The 18,106-nt window shown below is 71.6% G+C and carries 18 protein-coding genes; 7 read left to right on the top strand and 11 right to left on the bottom strand.

Annotated elements, in window-relative coordinates:
* Positions 1-51: 51 nt before the first annotated feature.
* From IEZ06_RS01490 to ctaC, 4 genes are all read right to left on the bottom strand, one after another.
* Positions 52-1,329: a L,D-transpeptidase gene (locus tag IEZ06_RS01490; protein WP_189234811.1), complete on the bottom strand. Its 1,278-nt coding sequence runs from the start codon at positions 1,327-1,329 to the stop codon at positions 52-54.
* A gap of 236 nt (positions 1,330-1,565) precedes the next feature.
* Complete coding sequence (locus IEZ06_RS01485) at positions 1,566-1,961, bottom strand: cytochrome c oxidase subunit 4 (RefSeq protein WP_068894263.1); 396 nt, start codon at positions 1,959-1,961, stop codon at positions 1,566-1,568.
* Entirely contained in the window at positions 1,958-3,619 is a 1,662-nt protein-coding gene (gene ctaD, locus IEZ06_RS01480; protein ID WP_189234810.1) for an aa3-type cytochrome oxidase subunit I, read from the bottom strand. Before ctaD ends, IEZ06_RS01485 begins: the two co-directional genes overlap by 4 nt.
* Positions 3,616-4,368 (bottom strand): aa3-type cytochrome oxidase subunit II, encoded by a 753-nt coding sequence (gene ctaC / locus IEZ06_RS01475; protein WP_307811628.1) that lies wholly within the window; start codon positions 4,366-4,368, stop codon positions 3,616-3,618. Before ctaC ends, ctaD begins: the two co-directional genes overlap by 4 nt.
* 215 nt (positions 4,369-4,583) lie before the next feature.
* On the opposite strand from ctaC, the gene IEZ06_RS01470 reads away from it, so the two are divergent.
* The 3 genes from IEZ06_RS01470 (at position 4,584) to IEZ06_RS01460 (ending at position 6,513) form a co-directional block, all read left to right on the top strand.
* Positions 4,584-5,720 carry a cysteine desulfurase family protein gene (locus IEZ06_RS01470; RefSeq protein WP_189234809.1) on the top strand — a complete coding sequence of 379 codons (1,137 nt, stop codon included), beginning with the start codon at positions 4,584-4,586 and terminating at the stop codon, positions 5,718-5,720.
* Between the two features lie 35 nt (positions 5,721-5,755).
* Positions 5,756-6,025 carry a sulfurtransferase TusA family protein gene (locus tag IEZ06_RS01465; protein ID WP_068894267.1) on the top strand — a complete coding sequence of 90 codons (270 nt, stop codon included), beginning with the start codon at positions 5,756-5,758 and terminating at the stop codon, positions 6,023-6,025.
* Positions 6,026-6,090: 65 nt separating this feature from the next.
* On the top strand, positions 6,091-6,513 hold the full coding sequence (locus tag IEZ06_RS01460) for a CBS domain-containing protein (protein WP_189234808.1): 423 nt from the start codon (positions 6,091-6,093) through the stop codon (positions 6,511-6,513).
* A gap of 86 nt (positions 6,514-6,599) precedes the next feature.
* Here the strand turns inward: IEZ06_RS01460 and IEZ06_RS01455 are convergent, their stop codons facing one another.
* Positions 6,600-7,586 carry a carbohydrate kinase family protein gene (locus tag IEZ06_RS01455; protein WP_189234807.1) on the bottom strand — a complete coding sequence of 329 codons (987 nt, stop codon included), beginning with the start codon at positions 7,584-7,586 and terminating at the stop codon, positions 6,600-6,602.
* Between the two features lie 140 nt (positions 7,587-7,726).
* Positions 7,727-8,080 carry an iron-sulfur cluster insertion protein ErpA gene (gene erpA / locus IEZ06_RS01450; protein ID WP_068894270.1) on the bottom strand — a complete coding sequence of 118 codons (354 nt, stop codon included), beginning with the start codon at positions 8,078-8,080 and terminating at the stop codon, positions 7,727-7,729.
* 181 nt (positions 8,081-8,261) lie between these two features.
* Here erpA and nadA point away from each other — a divergent pair, with 181 nt between their 5' ends.
* Positions 8,262-9,416, top strand: a complete 1,155-nt coding sequence (gene nadA / locus IEZ06_RS01445) for a quinolinate synthase NadA (protein WP_203871705.1) — start codon at positions 8,262-8,264, stop codon at positions 9,414-9,416.
* Between the two features lie 49 nt (positions 9,417-9,465).
* Here nadA and IEZ06_RS01440 read toward each other — a convergent pair whose 3' ends face one another.
* From IEZ06_RS01440 to IEZ06_RS01430, 3 genes are all read right to left on the bottom strand, one after another.
* The gene (locus tag IEZ06_RS01440) at positions 9,466-11,937 is read right to left on the bottom strand and encodes a serine/threonine-protein kinase (protein ID WP_189234805.1); all 2,472 of its coding nucleotides are present in this window, start codon (positions 11,935-11,937) and stop codon (positions 9,466-9,468) included.
* 167 nt (positions 11,938-12,104) lie between these two features.
* Positions 12,105-12,383 carry a PspA-associated protein PspAA gene (gene pspAA, locus IEZ06_RS01435; protein WP_068894272.1) on the bottom strand — a complete coding sequence of 93 codons (279 nt, stop codon included), beginning with the start codon at positions 12,381-12,383 and terminating at the stop codon, positions 12,105-12,107.
* Positions 12,380-13,234 (bottom strand): PspA/IM30 family protein, encoded by an 855-nt coding sequence (locus IEZ06_RS01430; RefSeq protein WP_189234804.1) that lies wholly within the window; start codon positions 13,232-13,234, stop codon positions 12,380-12,382. Before IEZ06_RS01430 ends, pspAA begins: the two co-directional genes overlap by 4 nt.
* Positions 13,235-13,380: 146 nt before the next feature.
* On the opposite strand from IEZ06_RS01430, the gene IEZ06_RS01425 reads away from it, so the two are divergent.
* Positions 13,381-13,989 carry a DUF3043 domain-containing protein gene (locus IEZ06_RS01425; RefSeq protein ID WP_189234803.1) on the top strand — a complete coding sequence of 203 codons (609 nt, stop codon included), beginning with the start codon at positions 13,381-13,383 and terminating at the stop codon, positions 13,987-13,989.
* A 175-nt stretch (positions 13,990-14,164) separates the two neighbouring features.
* Here the strand turns inward: IEZ06_RS01425 and IEZ06_RS01420 are convergent, their stop codons facing one another.
* Entirely contained in the window at positions 14,165-15,550 is a 1,386-nt protein-coding gene (locus IEZ06_RS01420; RefSeq protein WP_189234802.1) for an SMI1/KNR4 family protein, read from the bottom strand.
* Between the two features lie 56 nt (positions 15,551-15,606).
* Between IEZ06_RS01420 and IEZ06_RS01415 the strand changes: the two genes are divergently transcribed.
* Positions 15,607-16,605, top strand: coding sequence for an aldo/keto reductase family protein (locus tag IEZ06_RS01415; RefSeq protein WP_189234801.1), 999 nt, complete (start codon positions 15,607-15,609; stop codon positions 16,603-16,605).
* 172 nt (positions 16,606-16,777) lie between these two features.
* Here IEZ06_RS01415 and IEZ06_RS01410 read toward each other — a convergent pair whose 3' ends face one another.
* Positions 16,778-16,987 (bottom strand): hypothetical protein, encoded by a 210-nt coding sequence (locus IEZ06_RS01410; protein WP_189234800.1) that lies wholly within the window; start codon positions 16,985-16,987, stop codon positions 16,778-16,780.
* Between the two features lie 123 nt (positions 16,988-17,110).
* Between IEZ06_RS01410 and IEZ06_RS01405 the strand changes: the two genes are divergently transcribed.
* Positions 17,111-18,085, top strand: a complete 975-nt coding sequence (locus tag IEZ06_RS01405; RefSeq protein WP_189234799.1) for a bifunctional adenosylcobinamide kinase/adenosylcobinamide-phosphate guanylyltransferase — start codon at positions 17,111-17,113, stop codon at positions 18,083-18,085.
* Positions 18,086-18,106: the final 21 nt, after the last annotated feature.

Raw genomic sequence — 18,106 nt, 5'->3', positions numbered from 1 at the left:
GATCATCCGCCCGGGCCCTCCGTCGTTCCCGTCCCTCCTGGGTTCCCGCCGTCACTGGCCGGCGGAGGACCCGATCCCCTCGGTGGTGAAGCCCTTGAGCGTGCTCCACCTGCTCCACTCCGCCCAGTCCTCCTGCCAGTGGCCCCAGCCGTTGGTGGGTTCGAGCTCGCGGGGCGAGCCGGTGATGATGATGGGGTCGCCGATCAGGGTGTTGTCGATGAACCAGCGCGCGTTGGCCGGGCTGACGTTGACGCAGCCGTGGCTCACGTTGGCGCGGCCCTGCGAGCCGACCGACCACGGGGCGCTGTGGACGTACTCGCCGCTGTTGGAGATCCGGACGGTGTTGTAGACGGTCTTGCGGTAGTAGCCGGGCTGACCGGGACCGATGCCGGGCGAGATCATGATGGTCACCGGCTCGCGGGACATGGCCAGGTGGATGCCGCTGGTCGTGTGGTACTTCCAGACGCCGCCCTGCCCCGCGCTCATCGGGATCTCCCTGATCTCCTCGCCGTCGCGCCGGACCGTCAGGCGGTGGGCGTGGACGCTGCCCGAGGTGATCTGGGATCTGCCGATCCGGAAGTCGAGGACGTGGTCGCGCCTGCCGTACAGGCCCTCGCCGCCGCGCACCCCCGACAGCCGCGCCTCCAGCCGGACCCGGGTGTGGGCGGGCCAGAACCGCTTCGGCCGGAAGTGCACGTTCCGGTCGTCGAACCAGTGCCAGGCGCCGTGGACCGGCTTGGAGGTGCGCAGCAGCAGGTTGCGTTCGACGGAGAGCCGGTCGGTGACGTCCCGGTCGAATGTGATCATGATGGGCATGCCGACGCCCACGGTGAGGCCGGTGTAGTCCCTGTGCGGCAGGAGGCTCTGCACGGCGAAGCCCTCGGCGGCCCGGACCGTGGTGAAGGAGCTGGTGGACTCCGTCGTGCCGCCCTCCGGATCGGCCGCCAGCACGGTGACCTCGTAGGTGGTCCCGGGGGCCGCCGTCCCCCGGCTCCGCCACTGGGTGCCGTCGGCGCTCAGCACGCCCGGCAGCGCCGCCCCGGAAGAGCCCTTGGCGCCCTTCACGGCCCGTACGGTGACCTTCTCCAGGGTCCCTCCCCGGACGCCGACCAGGACGGTCGTGTCGGTCGGCACCCCCTGGCTGCCGTCGGAGGGCATCACCATCACGGCGGGTTTCTCGCGCACCGCCTGCGGCGCGGCCGCACCGGCCCGGGCGGACGGTTCCGTCGGGCCCTCGGTGCCCGCGGCGGCGGCCGCCGGGCATGACACCGCCAGCGCCAGGGCGAGCAGCCCCGGCCCATAGGTCGAACCACGGATCGCCTGCCGCACTTGTGCTCCCTCTTCCCGGCCTGTCTCCAGATTTCGTTATTACCCGGAGTAAGCGGGCGAGCACGTCGCGGAGATACGCGAGTGATCAACAAACCTCAAACAAATCCAAAAAGCGGGCCGTGGAAGGAATTCCACGGCCCGCTCCCGGCGTCCGGAGGGCGTCGCGGCGACGCCCGCGGGGCCTCTCGACCTGCTCGGCGCGCTCGGTGCGCCGGTTCTCGGCGCACCCGGTGCGCTCAGTGCGAGAAGTTGCCCCGGTAGTACTCGAAGACGAAGCCGATCATGGCCATGATGATCGCGAAGACGCCGATGATGAACAGCCACCAGCCGATGACCAGGCCCACGGTGGCGAGCGCGACGGCCAGGCAGACGAAGAGCGGCCACCAGCTGTGCGGGCTGAAGAAGCCCAGCTCGCCGGCGTCGTCGCTGATCTCGCCCTGCTTGTTGTCCGACGGCTGGTCGCCGATCCGCCGGGCGGTGTACATCAGGTAGTACCCGATCATGAGGGCGAAGCCGACCGAGATCGCCATCGCCGTCGTGCCGACCGGTTCCTTGGACCAGAACCAGTAGACGACGTCCACCGCGGCGAAGAAGATGCCGCAGAGGATGAACAGCCAGCCCTGAACCTTCATCGGACCTCCTCCAGCTCACGCTTGGCCGGGGCGTACGGGTGCTTGAGGTCGAACGCGGGACGCTCGGACCGGATGCGCGGCAGCGAGGTGAAGTTGTGCCGCGGCGGCGGGCAGGAGGTGGCCCACTCCAGGGAGTTGCCGTAGCCCCACGGGTCGTCCACGGTGACCTTGGGCGCGGTCTTGGCCGTCTTCCACACGTTGTAGAGGAACGGCAGCGTGGAGGCGCCCAGCAGGAACGCGCCGACCGAGGAGACCATGTTCAGGTCGGTGAAGCCGTCGATCGGGCTGTAGTCGGCGTAGCGGCGCGGGAAGCCCTGCGCGCCCAGCCAGTGCTGGACCAGGAAGGTGGCGTGGAAGCCGACGAACAGCGTCCAGAAGTGGAACTTGCCGAGCGTGTCGTTGAGCATCTTGCCGGTGAGCTTCGGCCACCAGAAGTAGAAGCCGGCGAACATCGCGAAGACCACGGTGCCGAAGACGACGTAGTGGAAGTGCGCCACCACGAAGTAGGAGTCCGTCACCTGGAAGTCCAGCGGCGGGGAGGCCAGGATGACGCCGGTCAGGCCGCCGAACAGGAAGGTGACCAGGAAGCCGACCGAGAACAGCATCGGCGACTCGAACGACAGGTGGCCCCGCCACATGGTGCCGATCCAGTTGAAGAACTTCACGCCGGTCGGGACCGCGATGAGGAACGTCATGAACGAGAAGAACGGCAGCAGCACCTGGCCGGTGGGGAACATGTGGTGCGCCCACACGGTGATCGACAGGCCGGCGATGGCGATGGTCGCGCCGACCAGGCCGATGTAGCCGAAGAGCGGCTTGCGGCTGAAGACCGGCAGGATCTCCGTCACGATGCCGAAGAACGGCAGCGCGATGATGTACACCTCGGGGTGGCCGAAGAACCAGAACAGGTGCTGCCAGAGCAGCGCGCCGCCGGTGGCCGAGTCGAAGATGTGCGTGCCGAGCTTGCGGTCGGAGTAGAGCGCGAGCAGCGCGGCGGCCAGCACCGGGAAGGCCATCAGCACCAGGATCGAGGTGAGCAGGATGTTCCAGGTGAAGATCGACATCCGGAACATCGTCAGTCCCGGCGCGCGCATGCAGACGATCGTGGTGATGAAGTTGACCGAGCCGAGGATCGTGCCCAGACCGCTGATGGTCAGGCCGGCGATCCACAGGTCGCCGCCGATGCCCGGCGAGCTGATCGCGTTCGACAGCGGGGTGTAGGCGAACCAGCCGAAGCTGGCCGCGCCGTTCGGGGTGAAGAAGCCCGACAGCGCGATGGTGCTGCCGAACAGGAACAGCCAGTAGCTGACCATGTTCAGCCGGGGGAACGCCACGTCGGGCGCGCCGATCTGCAGCGGCATGATCGCATTGGCGAAGCCGGCGAACAGCGGGGTGGCGAACATCAGCAGCATGACCGTGCCGTGCATGGTGAACAGCTGGTTGAACTGCTCGTTGCTGGTGAACTGCAGGCCCGGCTGGGCCAGCTCCGCCCGCATGACCAGCGCCATCACGCCGCCGATCAGGAAGAACACGAACGAGGTGATGAAGTAGAGGTTGCCGATCACCTTGTGGTCGGTGGACGACGCCCACTTCGCGATGATCGACCCCTTGCGGGTCGGCACCGGCGCGGGGGCGCCGGGCTGGTTTTCTGCGGTCACTGGGCACCCGCCTGGCTAGCGATGTACTGGTCGAATTCGGCCTGGGAGACGAGCTTCACGCGGAAGAGCATCCGGCTGTGGTCCACGCCGCACAGCTCGGCGCAGCGGCCGGCGTAGGTGCCGGGCTTCTCCAGCGTCTCGACCTGGAACTTGTTCTGCACGCCCGGGATCACGTCGCGCTTGAACTGGAAGGCCGGCACCCAGAAGGAGTGGATGACGTCCGGCGAGACCAGGTCGAACTCGATCCGCTTGCCCACCGGGAGCTTCAGCTCCGGGGCCTCGGCGGCCATGTAGCTGTCCGCGGGCCTGCCGATCACCTGGACCTGCTTGCCGCCGACCTCGGTGGTGAAGCGCCAGCTCCACTGGAAGCCCTCCACCTTGACCTTCACGTCCGGGGTGGCCGACATCTCGTTGATGTAGTTCTGGTCCCGGGCGGTGAAGTAGAACAGCACGCTGACCATGATCAGCGGCACGATCGTGTAGAGCATCTCGATCGGCAGGTTGTACCGCACCTGCGGCGGCAGCTCCGCGGAGTTCTTCCGCTTGCGGTGGAACGCGGCGGACCACAGGATCAGGCCCCACACGACCGCGCCCGTGGCCAGAGCCGCGATCCAGGATCCGTTCCACAGACTCTGGACGGCCTCGGCCTGCTTGGTGATGCCCTCCGGCATGCCGCCTCGGGACCACTCTTCGGCACTGCACGCCGTCGCGGACACCAGCAGCAGCGCCAGAGCGGCAGTGCGTGGCACCCGGCGGCGGGCCAACGGACGCCGTGCAGAACGGCGGGTCGGACTCACGGATCGCCTACCCCACAGATGAAGCCCAAGAGTCGCTCCTGGGCGGTCGTTTATTCAGATTCACAGCATGCAGTTCACAGCTTCACGCTGGGGGACACATTAGCGCGGACCGCCCCCGGTCCCCCGCCCGCCCCCGGTTGTGGCGTGCGGGATGCGACGATTGGGGCGTGGCGTACTTCGACGCGGCCTCCACCGAGCCGCTGCATCCCCGGGCACGCGAGGCGCTGGTGGCGGCGCTCGACGCCGGCTGGGCCGACCCCGCACGGCTGTACGGTTCCGCCCGCCGGGCAAGGATGTTACTGGAACAGGCCCGGGAGGAGGTCGCCGAGGTGCTCGGCGCCCGGCCCGACGAGCTCTCCTTCACCACGTCCGGCACCCAGGCGATCCACCTGGGCGTGCTGGGCGCCCTGGCGGGACGGCGCCGGGCGGGCCGCCGCCTGGTCGTCTCGGCGGTGGAGCACTCCAGCGTGCTGCACGCCGCAGGCGTGCACGAGCGCGACGGCGGCGAGGTGGCCGCGGTGGGCGTCGGCCGTACCGGCATGGTCGATCCGGCGGAGTTCGGCGCGGCGGTCGCCGCCGAGGGCACTGCGCTGGCCTGCCTGCAGAGCGCCAACCACGAGGTCGGCACGGTCCAGCCGGTGGCCGAGGCCGCGGAGGCGTGCGCCGCGGCCGGGGTGCCGCTGCTGGTGGACGCCGCGCAGACGGCGGGCCGCCTGCCGGTGCCCGCCGGGTGGTCGGTGCTGACCGCCAGCGCGCACAAGTGGGGCGGGCCCGCCGGCGTCGGCGTGCTGGCGGTCCGCAAGGGCACCCGGTGGCGCAGCCCGCTGCCGGAGGACGACCGGGAGCGCCGCCGGGTCCCGGGGTTCGAGAACGTGCCCGCGGTCGTCGCGGCGGCCGCCGCGCTGCGGGCCATGGCGGCCGAGTCGGCCCGCGAGGGCGAGCGCCTGTCGGCGCTGGTCGACCGGATCAGGTCGGAGGTGCCCCGGCTCGTCCCCGACGTCGAGGTGATCGGCGATCCCGTCGCGCGGGTGCCGCACATCGTCACCTTCTCCTGCCTCTACGTGGAGGGCGAGGCGCTGCTGACCGAGCTGGACCGGGCCGGTTTCGCGGTGTCCTCCGGAAGCTCCTGCACGGCGAGTACGCTTCGTCCATCGCACGTCCTGGAAGCCATGGGCGTGCTTACGCATGGGAATGTCCGGGTATCGCTGCCCCGGGGCGCGTCCGCCGCGGACGTCGACCGCTTCCTCGCCCTGCTGCCGGAGACGGTGCGCAGGATCCGCGAGGAGGCCGGGGTCAGGTCGTGAGGCATCGTGAGAAGAAGTCGGGGAGTGAGAGCGTGATGTCGTCCAGGCAGGCTCCTGCGGAGGAGGCCGTCCAGCCACCGGCGCTGACCATCGACGCGCTGGGCAAGAAGTGCCCGATCCCGATCATCATGCTCGCCGAGCGGATCAACGAGGTCCCGCTGAACGCGGTCGTCTCCGTCCTCGCCGACGACCCCGCGGCCTTCACCGACGTGCCCGCCTGGTGCCGGCTGAAGTCCCACCGCCACGTGGCCAGCCACGAGCTCCCCGAGGGGGGCTGGGCGATCCACGTGCGACGCAATTACTGATTCGTCCGGAAAGTGGGTACAGCTCCCCCCGAAGTGCCATCCATACGTTCTCGGGGGGAGACACCATGAGCGGGGAGACCGCCAAGGATCTGATGAGCGCCGGCTGCCAGTGCATCCAGGCCGAGGAGACGCTCGACCGCGCCGCGCAGCTCATGCGGGAGATGAACGTCGGGGCGCTGCCCATCTGCGGCAGCGACGACCGGCTCAAGGGGATCATCACCGACCGCGACATCATCGTGAAGTGCATCGCCGAGGGCAAGGACCCGGCGCGGACCACCGCCGGAGAGCTCGCCACCGGGCTGGTCTGGGTGCCGGCCGAGGCCAGCGTCGAAGAGGCCCTGTCCAAGATGGAGCAGAACCAGATCAAGCGGCTCCCGGTGATCGAGAACGGCCGGATCGTCGGCATGATCAGTGAGGCCGACCTGGCCAAGAACCTGCCGGACGACAAGCTCGCGGACTTCGTCCACCGCGTCTACGCCAGGGCCTGAGGCCCTCGCGAGGGCTCGGTTCCCGCGCCCCGTCCCGGGCGGCCGCGCGCCGCCCGGGACCGGTTCCGGAACCGGGGCCGGGGAGGTCAGGCGTGGTGGCAGCGCACGAACCCGGCCACCTCGGCGGCGGCCTCGGCGCCGTAGGCGTCGGTGAAGCGCTCCAGGAAGACCTTCTGGCCGAGCTCGTACTCCTGGCAGCCGACGCGCTCCAGGACGTGCGTGGCGGTGAGGTTGCCGATCTGGCCGCAGCGCTCCAGGGACAGGCCCCAGGCCAGACCCGCCAGGAAGCCCGCGCGGAAGGCGTCGCCGACGCCGGTGGGGTCGGCCTTGCCGAGCTCGGGGGCCGGGGAGACGTGCAGCGACGGCTCGCCCTTGCGGTCGATCACGGCGCCCTTGGGACCGAGCGTGGTGACGCGGACGCCGACCCGGTCCAGGACCTCCTCGTCGGACCAGCCCGTCTTCTGCTCGATCAGGCCCTTCTCGTAGTCGTTGCTGAACAGGTAGGCGGCGCCGTCGATCAGCAGGCGGATGTCCTCGCCGGGCATGCGGGCGAGCTGCTGGGAGGGGTCGGCGGCGAACGGGATCGCGCGCTGGCGGGCCTCGTCGGTGTGCCGGAGCATCGCGTCGGGGTCGTTGGGGCTGATCAGCACCAGGTCGAGCCCGCCCACCCGGTCGGCGATCGGCTGCAGCTCGATCAGCCGGGCGTCGGCCATCGCGCCGGTGTAGAACGACGCGATCTGGTTGTGCTCCTCGTCGGTGGTGCACAGGAAGCGGGCCGTGTGGTACGTCTCGGAGATGTGCACCGAGCCGCAGTCGACGCCGTGGCGCTCCAGCCAGGAGCGGTAGTCGGCGAAGTCGGCGCCGACCGCGCCGACCAGGATCGGCGACAGGCCCAGGCAGCCCATGCCGAAGGCGATGTTGGCCGCGCAGCCGCCACGGCGGACTTGCAGGTCGTCCACGAGGAACGACAGGGAGACCCGGTCGAGCTGGTCGGCGATCAGCTGATCACCGAACCTGCCCGGGAAGGTCATCAGATGGTCGGTCGCGATTGAGCCGGTGACGGCGATGCGCACGGGATCCTTCTCCTCGTTGTCAGCATCTTCGGGCGGTGAGCCACGCAAGAATACGCCAAGTCACGGCACGTGAAAGCCCTGCCGGGTGAGGAACGTCTCACCTGGCAGGGCTTTTCAGGCGTGCCGGCCGTACGGCCGGTTCAGTTGAACGAGTCGCCGCAGGCGCAGGAGCCCGTGGCGTTCGGGTTGTCGATCGTGAAGCCCTGCTTCTCGATCGTGTCGACGAAGTCGACCGTGGCGCCCACGAGGTACGGCGCGCTCATCCGGTCGGTGACCACGCTGACACCGTTGAAGTCCGTGACGACGTCGCCGTCCATCGAACGGTCGTCGAAGAAGAGCTGGTAGCGCAGGCCGGAGCAGCCGCCGGGCTGCACGGCCACACGCAGCTGGAGGCCCTCCTCGCCCTGCTGCTCCAGCAGGCTCTTGACCTTGGCCGCGGCCGCGTCGCTCAGGATCAGGCCCTGCGCCGTGGTCTCGCTGCTCTCAACCGACATGTGGTGACTCCCGCGTCTACGTCAACCGCCCGTCTGAACGGCTGTCTGTTCCTGACGTCCTTCTCAGACGCTACCAACACCCGCGGGATGCCATGCATTCCGATCCCCCGACCCCTCGGAATAAATCCCCCGGACCGTGTGTCATGATTAGTCGTCACTTAGACGATAAGGGGGTGTGGTCGTGACGACCACCGAGACCGGGCTTCCGCTCTTCGTCCTCGGCCGCCAGGCCGACCCGCACAGTGAGCGCGGGGTGGACTGCCCGGGTGAGCTGCCGCCGGCCTCCGACCCGGCGCTCGTGGAGCGCGCGGAGCGGGCCAAGGCGGCGCTCGGCGACCGGGTCTTCGTGCTCGGCCACCACTACCAGCGCGACGAGGTCATCCGGTTCGCCGACGTGACCGGCGACTCGTTCAAGCTCGCCCAGCAGGCCGCGGCCCGTCCCGAGGCCGAGTACATCGTCTTCTGCGGCGTGCACTTCATGGCCGAGTCGGCCGACATCCTGACCGGCGACTCCCAGAAGGTCGTGCTCCCGGACCTGGCCGCCGGGTGCTCCATGGCCGACATGGCCACCTTCGACCAGGTCGAGGAGTGCTGGGACGCGCTCGCCGACGCCGGCATCGCCGACGTCACCGTCCCGGTGACCTACATGAACTCCAGCGCCGACATCAAGGCGTTCTGCGGGCGCAACGGCGGCGCCGTGTGCACCTCCTCCAACGCGCGCCGGGCCCTGGACTGGGCCTTCTCCCGCGGCGAGAAGGTGCTGTTCCTGCCCGACCAGCACCTGGGCCGCAACACCGCCGTACTGGAGATGGGCCTGTCCCTGGACGACTGCGTCGTCTACAACCCGCACCGGCCGAACGGCGGCCTGACCGAGCAGCAGCTCCGCGACGCCAAGATGATCCTGTGGCGGGGGCACTGCTCGGTGCACGGCCGGTTCACCGCCGAGAGCGTGGACGACGTCCGCGCGCGCATCCCCGGCGTCAACGTGCTGGTCCACCCCGAGTGCCGGCACGAGGTGGTGGTCAAGGCCGACCACGTCGGCTCGACCGAGTACATCATCAAGATGCTCACCGAGGCCCCGGCCGGCTCCTCCTGGGCCATCGGCACCGAGCTCAACCTGGTCAAGCGGCTCGGGACCATGTTCCCCGACAAGAACGTGTCGTTCCTGGACCGGACCGTCTGCTACTGCTCGACGATGAACCGGATCGACCTGCCGCACCTGGTGTGGGCGCTGGAGTCCCTGGCCGCCGGCCAGGTCGTCAACCGGATCACCGTGGACCCCGACACCACCCACTGGGCCAAGGTCGCCCTGGACCGGATGCTCGCCCTGCCGTGACCCCCCGGTCCCGCCGTGGAGGGCCACGGCGGGACCGGAGGTACGGCGGTCAGCGCACCCGGGTGTAGCGCATGAACTGCTTCTCGTACTCCTTGGCGTCCGCGGTCTCCGCGAGCACCCGCTTGACCTCGCCCTTCAGGTCGATCACGACCGCCTCGAAACCGGAACCCCTCGCCCGCCAGGCCGCGATGTGCTGGTCGTCGTACCAGCCGACGACCCGCTTGGTCGCGAAGGGGATGCGGGCCTGAGGCTCCCCGTCGGCGGCGGTGGACCAGACGCAGATCTCCTGCTCGGTCCCCTTGCAGTACGTCATGATCAGCGACCCGGACGGGTTGACGTCCTCCCCCTCGACCGTGAGCGGCTTGCCCACGTCGAGCAGGGTCTGCAGGATCGTGCCCTGGAGGTCGTAGAAGCGGATGCGGTGGGTGTCGCCGTCGATCGCCCAGGTGCCGACCGCGCGGCCGTCACCCCGCCAGAAGTAGCTCCACGTCCCGGCGTCCTTCTCCTTCACCTTGACGATCTTCGCCTTCCGGGCGGCGATGTCGATGATCGCGTAGCCGTACGGGTGGCTGGGCTTGGTCGCGTCGGTGTCCGCCTGGTAGAGCGTGACCAGTCCCTTGCTCCCATCCGGCGACCACTGCGGCAGCGACGGGTAGACCGGGGCCTTGGTGAGCCTGACCTTGTTCACCGCGCCGCCGGCCCGGTCGATGATCGAGACCAGGGCGTAGCTGTCCTTGTCGTACTGCAGGTCGGTGGCCAGCGCCCCGGTCCCCTCGGGGTTCACCGTGTAGTCGATGTACTGGTCGGCGGCGGCGAAGTCGTTCGCGCCGTGCTCGCGGGCGTAGACGTGGAACTTCCCGGCCGTCTCCAGGCTGTAGGAGGTCAGCCGGATCGGGTCCTCGTCGCTCTCGTGGATCGTGGTGGAGCTGCCCGGGAGCTTGATCTCCCGGGCGGCCTCCGGCACCCGGGCGGCGACCGGGCTGGGCGTGGCGTCCTGCGTCGCGGGCGCGCTGGCGGCCGCCGAGGGGGACGGGGTCACCTCGGACCCGCCGTCCCGCAGCGCCAGCGTGACACCGCCGCCGGCGACGAGCGCCACCGCGAGTCCCGCTCCGACCGCGATCCAGACCCGGCGCACCCGCCCGGTCCCGCGCGCCCCCGCGCCCTGCCCCCCGGGCCCGCCGTACGGCGCGGCGCCCTGCGGCGCGCCGTACGGCGGGTGCTGGCCGTACCCGCCGGGGCCCGGGTGCGGCGCCTGCCCGCCGGGGGCCGTGGGCTGCGCGAACACGCCGCCCGGGTGCCCCTCGGGACCGGGGTGGGGCACGCCGCCCTGCGGCGGGACGCCGTATGTGGTCTGCCCGAACCCGCCGGGGCCGGTCTGGTGCGGCGGGTAGCCGCCCGGCCCCGCCTGCTGCGGGAAGCCGCCCGGGCCGGTCTGCTGCGGGAAGCCGCCCGGGCCGGTCTGCTGCGGGTGGCCGCCGGGACCGGCCTGGTGGGCGAACCCGCCCGGTCCGGCCGGGTGGGCGAAGCCTCCGGGTCCGGTCTGGTGGGCGAAGCCTCCGGGTCCGGTCTGGTGCGGCGGGCGGCCCTGGGCGCCCTGCGGGTGGGGGAAGCCGTCCGGGCCCGGGCCGGTCTGCTGGGCGGCCGCGGCCGAGCCCTCGGCGAGGATGCCCTGGGGCGGGACCGGGGGCGCGCCGCCCGTCGTGCCCGCGCCGCCGTGGCCGAGCAGGCGCATCAGCGCCTCGCTCGCCGTCGGGCGGAGCTTGGCGTCCTTGGCCAGGCAGTCGCCCACCAGCTCGCGCAGGGCCGCGTCGCCGATGGCCGACAGGTCCGGCTCGGCGTTCATGATGCGGTTGAAGATCGCCGGCAGGCTGTCGGTGCCGAACGGCGGCGCCCCGGTGGCGGCGAAGACCATGGTGCAGCCCCAGGCGAACATGTCGGCGGCCGAGCCGGCCGCCTCTCCCGCGAGCTGCTCGGGGGTCATGTAGGAGGGGGTGCCGATCGCCATCGCGGTCAGCGTCGAGGTGCGGTCGAGGGCCTTGGCGATGCCGAAGTCGATGACGCGGGGGCCGTCGGGCGCGAGCAGCACGTTGGACGGCTTGAAGTCGCGGTGCACGATCCCCGCCTGGTGGATCGCGACGAGCGCGGTGACCGTGCCGATCGCGAGGCGGTGCAGCGCCGAGCCCGAGCGCGGGCCCTCGGCGGCCACGACCGCGTCGAGCGTCGGCCCGTCGATGTACTCGCTGACGATGTACGGCCGGTGCTGGTCCACTCCGGTGTCCAGCACCGCGGCGGTGCAGAACGGCGAGACGCGCTGGGTCGTGCTGACCTCGCGAACGAAACGTTCCAAAGCCTCCTCGTCCTGTGCGAGGTCGGCACGGAGCAGCTTGACCGCGACGCGCGCTCCCGACTCGGACTCACCGAGGTAGACCGTTCCCTGGCCCCCCTCGCCGAGGCGCGCGGTGAGCCGGTACTCGCGCACCCGCTCGGGGTCCCCGGGGCGCAAGGGCGCAAGGTCCGGCATAGCGACACCCTCTCTCACTGGGCTTTTTCTGTCCCATTGTGAGGGCAAATCTCCGCAACCTGCACATCAACCCCGGGCAGGGGCACAGAAAAGGCCCGCCCGATGCCGGGAGGGCCCGGCCCGGGGCGGATCCGCTCCGCTCCGGGCATCCGTGGAGGAAGGGTGCGCTATCCGGGGATCAGGCCCTCGTCCCCCAGCATCTCCCGGACCTCCTCCATCGAGGCGTCGGCCGGCGGCAGGATCAGCTCCGACGGCTCCAGGCTCTCGTCCGGCAGCTCCCTGCCGACCTCGCGGACCTTGTCCAGCAGGGCGTGCAGCCGGCCCCGGAACGTCTCCTCGTCCCCCGCCTGGATGGCCGCCTCCAGCTCGCCGTCCAGCTTGTTGAGCGCGGCGAGGTCGTCGGCCGCGATCTCGACCTGCCCCTCGCCCATGATGCGAACGATCACTGGCCCTCCCCCGGCTGGCGGTACTGCTGGGTCGGCTGCTGCGGCTGGCCGTACGGCTCGGCCTGCGGCGGCTGCTGCTGGTACTGCTGCTGCTGCGGGGCCGGCTGCTGCTGCGGCTGTCCCTGCTCGATCGCGCTCTTCGGCGCGGGCGCCTGGCCCAGCTCGGCCTTCATCCGGGCGATCTCCAGCTCGACGTCGGTGCCGCCGCCCATCCGGTCCAGCTCCGCCTGGATGTCGTCGCCGCGCGACCCGCTGAAGTCGTCCAGCGCGCCGCTGGCGAGCAGCTCGTCGATGGCCCCGGCCCGCGCCTGCATCTGCGCGGTCTTGTCCTCGGCGCGCTGGATCGCCAGGCCGACGTCGCCCATCTCCTCGGAGATGCCGGAGAAGGCCTCGTTGATCCGCGTCTGCGCCTCGGCCGCGGTGTAGGTGGCCTTGATCGTCTCCTTCCGCGTGCGGAAGGCGTCGACCTTGGCCTGGAGGCGGTGCGAGGCGTGGGTGAGCTTCTCCTCCTCCGCCTGCAGGTTGTCGTGCTGCACCTTCAGGTCGGCGATCTGGGTCTGCAGGCCGTTGCGGCGGGTCAGCGCCTCGCGGGCGAGGTCCTCACGGCCCACGCTGAGCGCCTTGCGCCCCTGCTCCTCCAGCTTGCGCGCCTGCGCCTCGATCTGGTTGATCTGCAGCTCGACCCTCTTGCGCGAGGTTGCGACGTCGGCCACGCCCCGGCGCACCTTCTGCAGCAGCTCCAGCTGCCGCTGATAGGAGTAGTCCAAGGTCTGGCGCGGATCCTCCATCTTGTCCAGGGCCTCGTTGGCCTTGGACTTGAAGATCATGGAAAGTCTCTTCATCACGCTCATGCGCGTCGGCCGTCCCCTTCTTCAAATGCGCTTCAGGCCACCCCAGTGATTCCGGCCCCCGGCAAGAGCGGCGGAGCCACATAGGGTTCACCCTACGCATAACGCACGGGGGCGTCACTAAGTTGCAGTCCCGGTAGGCTGACCTTGTGTTCCGACGTACCCAGACCACCGCGGACGATTCCCCCGTCTCCGCCACCGATCCTAAGCCTGCGGGCAAGGGGCGTCCCACACCCAAGCGCCGGGACGCCGAAGGCCGTCGCCGCCAGCCGGTGACCGCTCCCAAGAACCGCAAAGAGGCCTACAAGAACCTCCGCGAGCGCCAGGCCGCCGACCGGGCCAAGGCCCGCGAGGGCATGATGCGCGGCGACGAGCGCTACTTCCCGGCCCGCGACCGGGGTCCGGTCCGCAAGTTCGCCCGTGACTGGGTCGACTCCCGCCGCCTGGTCAGCCAGTACTTCCTGCCGTTCTCCCTGGCCATCCTGCTGCTCACCTGGATCCCCTTCCCGGTCGTCGTCCGCGGGCAGGTCACCGCGGCCGTGATCGGGATCGGCTGGCCGATCATGATGCTCGGCGTCCTGTTCACCTCGATCTGGGTGTCCTGGAAGGTCAAGAAGCTCGCCGCCGAGAAGTTCCCCGGCGAGAGCCTGCGGGGCGTCGGCTTCTACGCGGCGATGCGCGCGCTGCAGATCCGCAAGCTGCGCTTCCCGCCGCCGCAGTTCCTCCCCGGCGGCAAGCCGGTCCCGCCGAAGAAGTAGCCGTCCTCGACCGCGCCGGGCCCCGCCCCCTCCCGGGGGCGGGGCCCGGCGCGTTCCGCCGCAAAAGCCGCGGTCTCCGAACGCGTCCGCACGGCGGCACCCGCCCTGCGAGGTGCGGCCGCCACCGCCCGGACGCGGCCCGGACCGCACGGGAGCGGTCCTGCCGGCTCGGAGGTCAGCCGCGGCCGGTCCCGTCCCGGAATCTCCATTCCAGCGCCCCGCCGCGGACCACCGGTTCCCAGTGGCCCACGGACCCTCCGTTCTCCAGGGCGTCGGCGGTCATGCGCAGCAGAGCGTGGTAGGAGCGGACCCGGACCCCGCCCGGGGTGAAGGACGTCGCCCCGCCGCCGTTCTCGAAGGAGCCCTCGCCGACGTCCCGCCGTACGGAGTCGACGACGAGCTCGCCGCCGGTGCCGTCCGAGCCGACCGGGATCAGCCGCCCGTCCCACCACTCCCCGCGGTCGTCGGCTCCCTCCTGCACCCGTTCGATCTTGCACAGTCCACGCCAGTCGTCGCGGATCTGCCGGACGCTCAAGGACTCGTAGCCCATGGGGCCGAACCCCCACGACGAACGGCCGGCTCGGGATCCGTCGTGCCGGAGCAGGGAGGCCTTCAGGTCGTCGGGGAAGCGCAGGCCCATCTGCGCCTCGGCGACCGCGATCGTGCGGGCGCGGGCGGGGCCGGCGAGCGTGCGGTGGGTCTCGGGCGCGTTGGCCTTCAGCCACCGTTCGATCCGTGCCCACTGCCGGTTCACGGCGCGGGTCACCTTCGCGTCGACTCTGCGCACCACCGGGGCGCCCGGCCCGGGAGCGCAGTCCAGGTCGGATCCCGGGGCCCCGGGTTCCGGCGATTCGCCGGCGCGCGCGGGCGTCCCGCGTCCCGGACCGGAGGGGGACTCCGTCCTGCCGGTCCGCGGGACGACGGTGGCGACGAGGGGGCCGCCGCCTCCGGGTGCGGTCGTGGCCGTCGGCGCCGTGCAGAGAGCGTGCAGCCGGCCGTCCGCCAGCCGGGTGGGTGCGGTGCAGTCACGGCCGGCCGTCATGAACGGAAGCTCCTCGTCGCGGAAGTAGTGCTCCTCCACGTACGGGGACGCCGCCCCGGGCCCCTCACCGGAGAAGACCGCCGTCTCCAGAACCTGGGCGGCGAAGACCAGCACGCCCAGGGCGACCGCCGCGGAACCCCAGCGCACCACACGCCGGCGGGTCGCCTCGTCCAGGGGCGGCCTCGGCGGTCTCGGCTTCGGTTCGTACGGCCTGCGCGCGTAACGCGCCAGGTCGGCGGCGGTCGGAGTGCCGAGGATCGGGGCGGGGGGCCACGGCGCCACCGCCTCCCGATCCGCTGCGGCCTCCTCCCCCGGACGTGTCCGGGGATCCCCGCGGGGATCCTCCCGCCCGCCGGAGGCCGTACGCGTCCCGCGGTCCGCCCCCGGCACCGCCCGTCCGTCCGGACGGGCGGTGCGGCCCCGAAGCCGCACGACCGCGACCACCACCGCGACCGCCACCGCCGTCACGGTGGCCGCGAGCGCGAGCCGTACCCATCGATAAGTGATCAAACGCCGCACGCCGGGCAGAGTATCCCGGATCAGATCTTCAGCCGCCGCCTACTAGGGTCGAAGACATGGAATTCCGTCACCTCGGCCGCAGCGGTCTCATGGTCAGTGAGATCAGCTACGGCAATTGGATCACGCACGGCTCCCAGGTCGAGGAGGACGCCGCCAAGGAATGTGTGCAGGCGGCGCTCGACGAGGGGATCACCACCTTCGACACCGCCGACGTGTACGCCGGGACCAGGGCGGAGGAAGTGCTCGGCCGCGCGCTCAAGGGCGTGCGCCGGGAGTCCCTGGAGATCTTCACCAAGGTCTACTGGCCGACGGGTCCCGGCCCCAACGACCGCGGGCTGTCCCGCAAGCACATCACCGAGTCGATCCACGGCTCGCTGCGCCGCCTGCAGACCGACTACGTCGACCTGTACCAGGCGCACCGGTTCGACCACGAGACGCCCCTCGAGGAGACCCTCAAGACCTTCGACGACCTGGTCCGCCAGGGCAAGGTCCTCTACGTGGGCGTCAGCGAGTGGAACGCCGAGCAGATCGCCGCGGCGCTGAAGATCGCCGACGAGATGGGCTTCGACCGCCTGGTCTCCAACCAGCCGCAGTACTCCATGCTGTGGCGGGTCATCGAGGCCGAGGTCGTGCCGCTGTGCCAGAAGGAGGGCCTCGGCCAGGTCGTCTGGTCCCCGATCGCCCAGGGCGTGCTCACCGGCAAGTATCTCCCGGGCCAGCCGCCGCCCGCCGGCTCGCGGGCCACCGACCCGACCGGGGGCAACTTCATCTCCCGGATGCTCTCCGACGACGTGCTCACCCGCGTCCAGGAGCTGAAGCCGATCGCCGCCGACCTCGGCCTGACCATGGCCCAGCTCGCGGTGGCGTGGGTGCTGCAGAACCCGAACGTCTCCTCCGCCATCGTCGGCGCGACCAAGCCCGAGCAGGTCCGGGACAACGTCAAGGCGGCCGGGGTGAAGCTGGACGCCGAGGTGCTGAAGAAGATCGACGACGTGCTGGACCCGATCGTCGAGCGGGACCCGGCCAAGACCGTCAGCCCGCCCAAGCGCCCGTAGCCGCGACGGCGGAGCGGGACGCCCCAGGGCGTCCGCGCACCGCCCGGGCGCCCGTACCGACGGTGCGGCAGGGACGTCCCAGGGCGTCCGCGCACCGCCCGGGCGCCCGTGGCCGCGACGGCGGCGCCCGGGGGCGGCCCCCGCTCCCCAGCGTGGGGAGCGGGGGCCTCTCCTACTCCTCGCGCAGCGACATCCCGGCGTACTCGACCCGGTCGTCCTCCAGGAGGGTGACCTTCTCCACGCCGGCGGCGAGCAGCTCGCGCCAGTTCTCGCCGAGCCAGGACTCCGCGTCGGCCTGACTCGTGAACGCGTCGCCCGGCATCATGACCCCCTCGGTCACCTCTCCGCCGTTCGCGTCCTCGTAACGCCAGCGCCACACCATGCCACACGCTCCCTCTCGCCGGTGCGCCGCCGGTCCCAGCCGGTCTCCCGGCGGCTCCGTGAGCCTACGTGATCTCGAAGTGCGGCGCACCGGTCATCCGCCGCGCCGTGCGACCCTTTCCGGGTGGAAGTCCTGTTCGAGGGTACGGCGGGACCGCTCGGCCGGCCCGTCCCCGGCTGCCCCTGCGCCTCCTGCGGCCGCCTGCCCGTCCCCCGCCGCCCCACCCGGGTCCTCGTCGACGGCCGCCCGCTCCCGCAGGACGGCTTCACCGTGGTCGCCGCGGACGGCGGCCGCCTGCTGCACGCCGCCCCCGGTTTCGTCCCCGACCCCGCGGACGACCCCTACGACGTCGTGCTCCTCGACGTGCTGGACCGGCCGGAGCGGCTGGGCCTGCTGCGGCGCCTGGGCCTGGTGACCGGCCGCACCCACGTCGTCGCCGTCGGGATCGACCACCGGGTGCCGAGCGAGGCCGAGCTGGAGCGGCGGCTCGCGCTGTGGGGGGTGCGGGCCGTACCCGACGGGACGCTCCTCGACGCCCGCGGGCCCGCGCCCGCCCGGCCGGAGCCGCCGCGCCGGACCCTGCTGCTGGGCGGGTCGCGGTCGGGCAAGTCGGCCGAGGCCGAGCTGCGGCTGCTGGCCGAGCCCGAGGTCGTCTACGCGGCGACGGGGCCGTCCGGGGACGGCGACCCGGAGTGGCTCGGCCGGATCCGGGCCCACCGGGAGCGGCGTCCCGCCCACTGGAGCACGGCCGAGACCACGGACCTGGCCGGGCTGCTGGCGGACGCGCGGTCCCCCCTGCTGGTCGACGGCCTGGGCACCTGGGTCACCGCCGTCCTCGACGGGTGCGGCGCCTGGGACCGGGCCCCGGAGGCGCTCGCCCGGGTCGAGGCGCGCTGCGACGAGCTGGTGGCGGCGTGGCGGCGGACGCGGGTGCGCGTCGTCGCCGTCTCCGACGAGGTCGGCCTGGGCGTGGTCCCCGCCACCTCCGGCGGGCGGCTCTTCCGCGACGTGCTGGGCCGCCTGAACCAGCGCCTGGCCGCCGAGTCGGAGGAGGTGGCCCTCGTCGTCGCCGGGCGCCTGCTCCCCCTGCCCGTCTGACGGCCCGCTCCCGGCCGGGCC

Origin of the sequence: Planomonospora antibiotica, assembly GCF_014647955.1 — a bacterium.
Taxonomy (GTDB): Bacteria; Actinomycetota; Actinomycetes; order Streptosporangiales; family Streptosporangiaceae; genus Planomonospora; species Planomonospora parontospora.
This window is presented reverse-complemented; position numbering and strand designations above follow the sequence as displayed.

Bases quoted from the DNA above. Each gene is read 5' to 3' on its own strand.
- IEZ06_RS01440 (WP_189234805.1), bottom strand. From the start codon at position 11,937: ATGCCGGACCTTGCGCCCTTGCGCCCCGGGGACCCCGAGCGGGTGCGC.
- IEZ06_RS01460 (WP_189234808.1), top strand. From the start codon at position 6,091: ATGAGCGGGGAGACCGCCAAGGATCTGATGAGCGCCGGCTGCCAGTGC.
- IEZ06_RS01410 (WP_189234800.1), bottom strand. From the start codon at position 16,987: ATGGTGTGGCGCTGGCGTTACGAGGACGCGAACGGCGGAGAGGTGACC.
- erpA (WP_068894270.1), bottom strand. From the start codon at position 8,080: ATGTCGGTTGAGAGCAGCGAGACCACGGCGCAGGGCCTGATCCTGAGC.
- IEZ06_RS01485 (WP_068894263.1), bottom strand. From the start codon at position 1,961: ATGAAGGTTCAGGGCTGGCTGTTCATCCTCTGCGGCATCTTCTTCGCC.
- IEZ06_RS01465 (WP_068894267.1), top strand. From the start codon at position 5,756: ATGTCGTCCAGGCAGGCTCCTGCGGAGGAGGCCGTCCAGCCACCGGCG.
- IEZ06_RS01415 (WP_189234801.1), top strand. From the start codon at position 15,607: ATGGAATTCCGTCACCTCGGCCGCAGCGGTCTCATGGTCAGTGAGATC.
- IEZ06_RS01430 (WP_189234804.1), bottom strand. From the start codon at position 13,234: ATGAGCGTGATGAAGAGACTTTCCATGATCTTCAAGTCCAAGGCCAAC.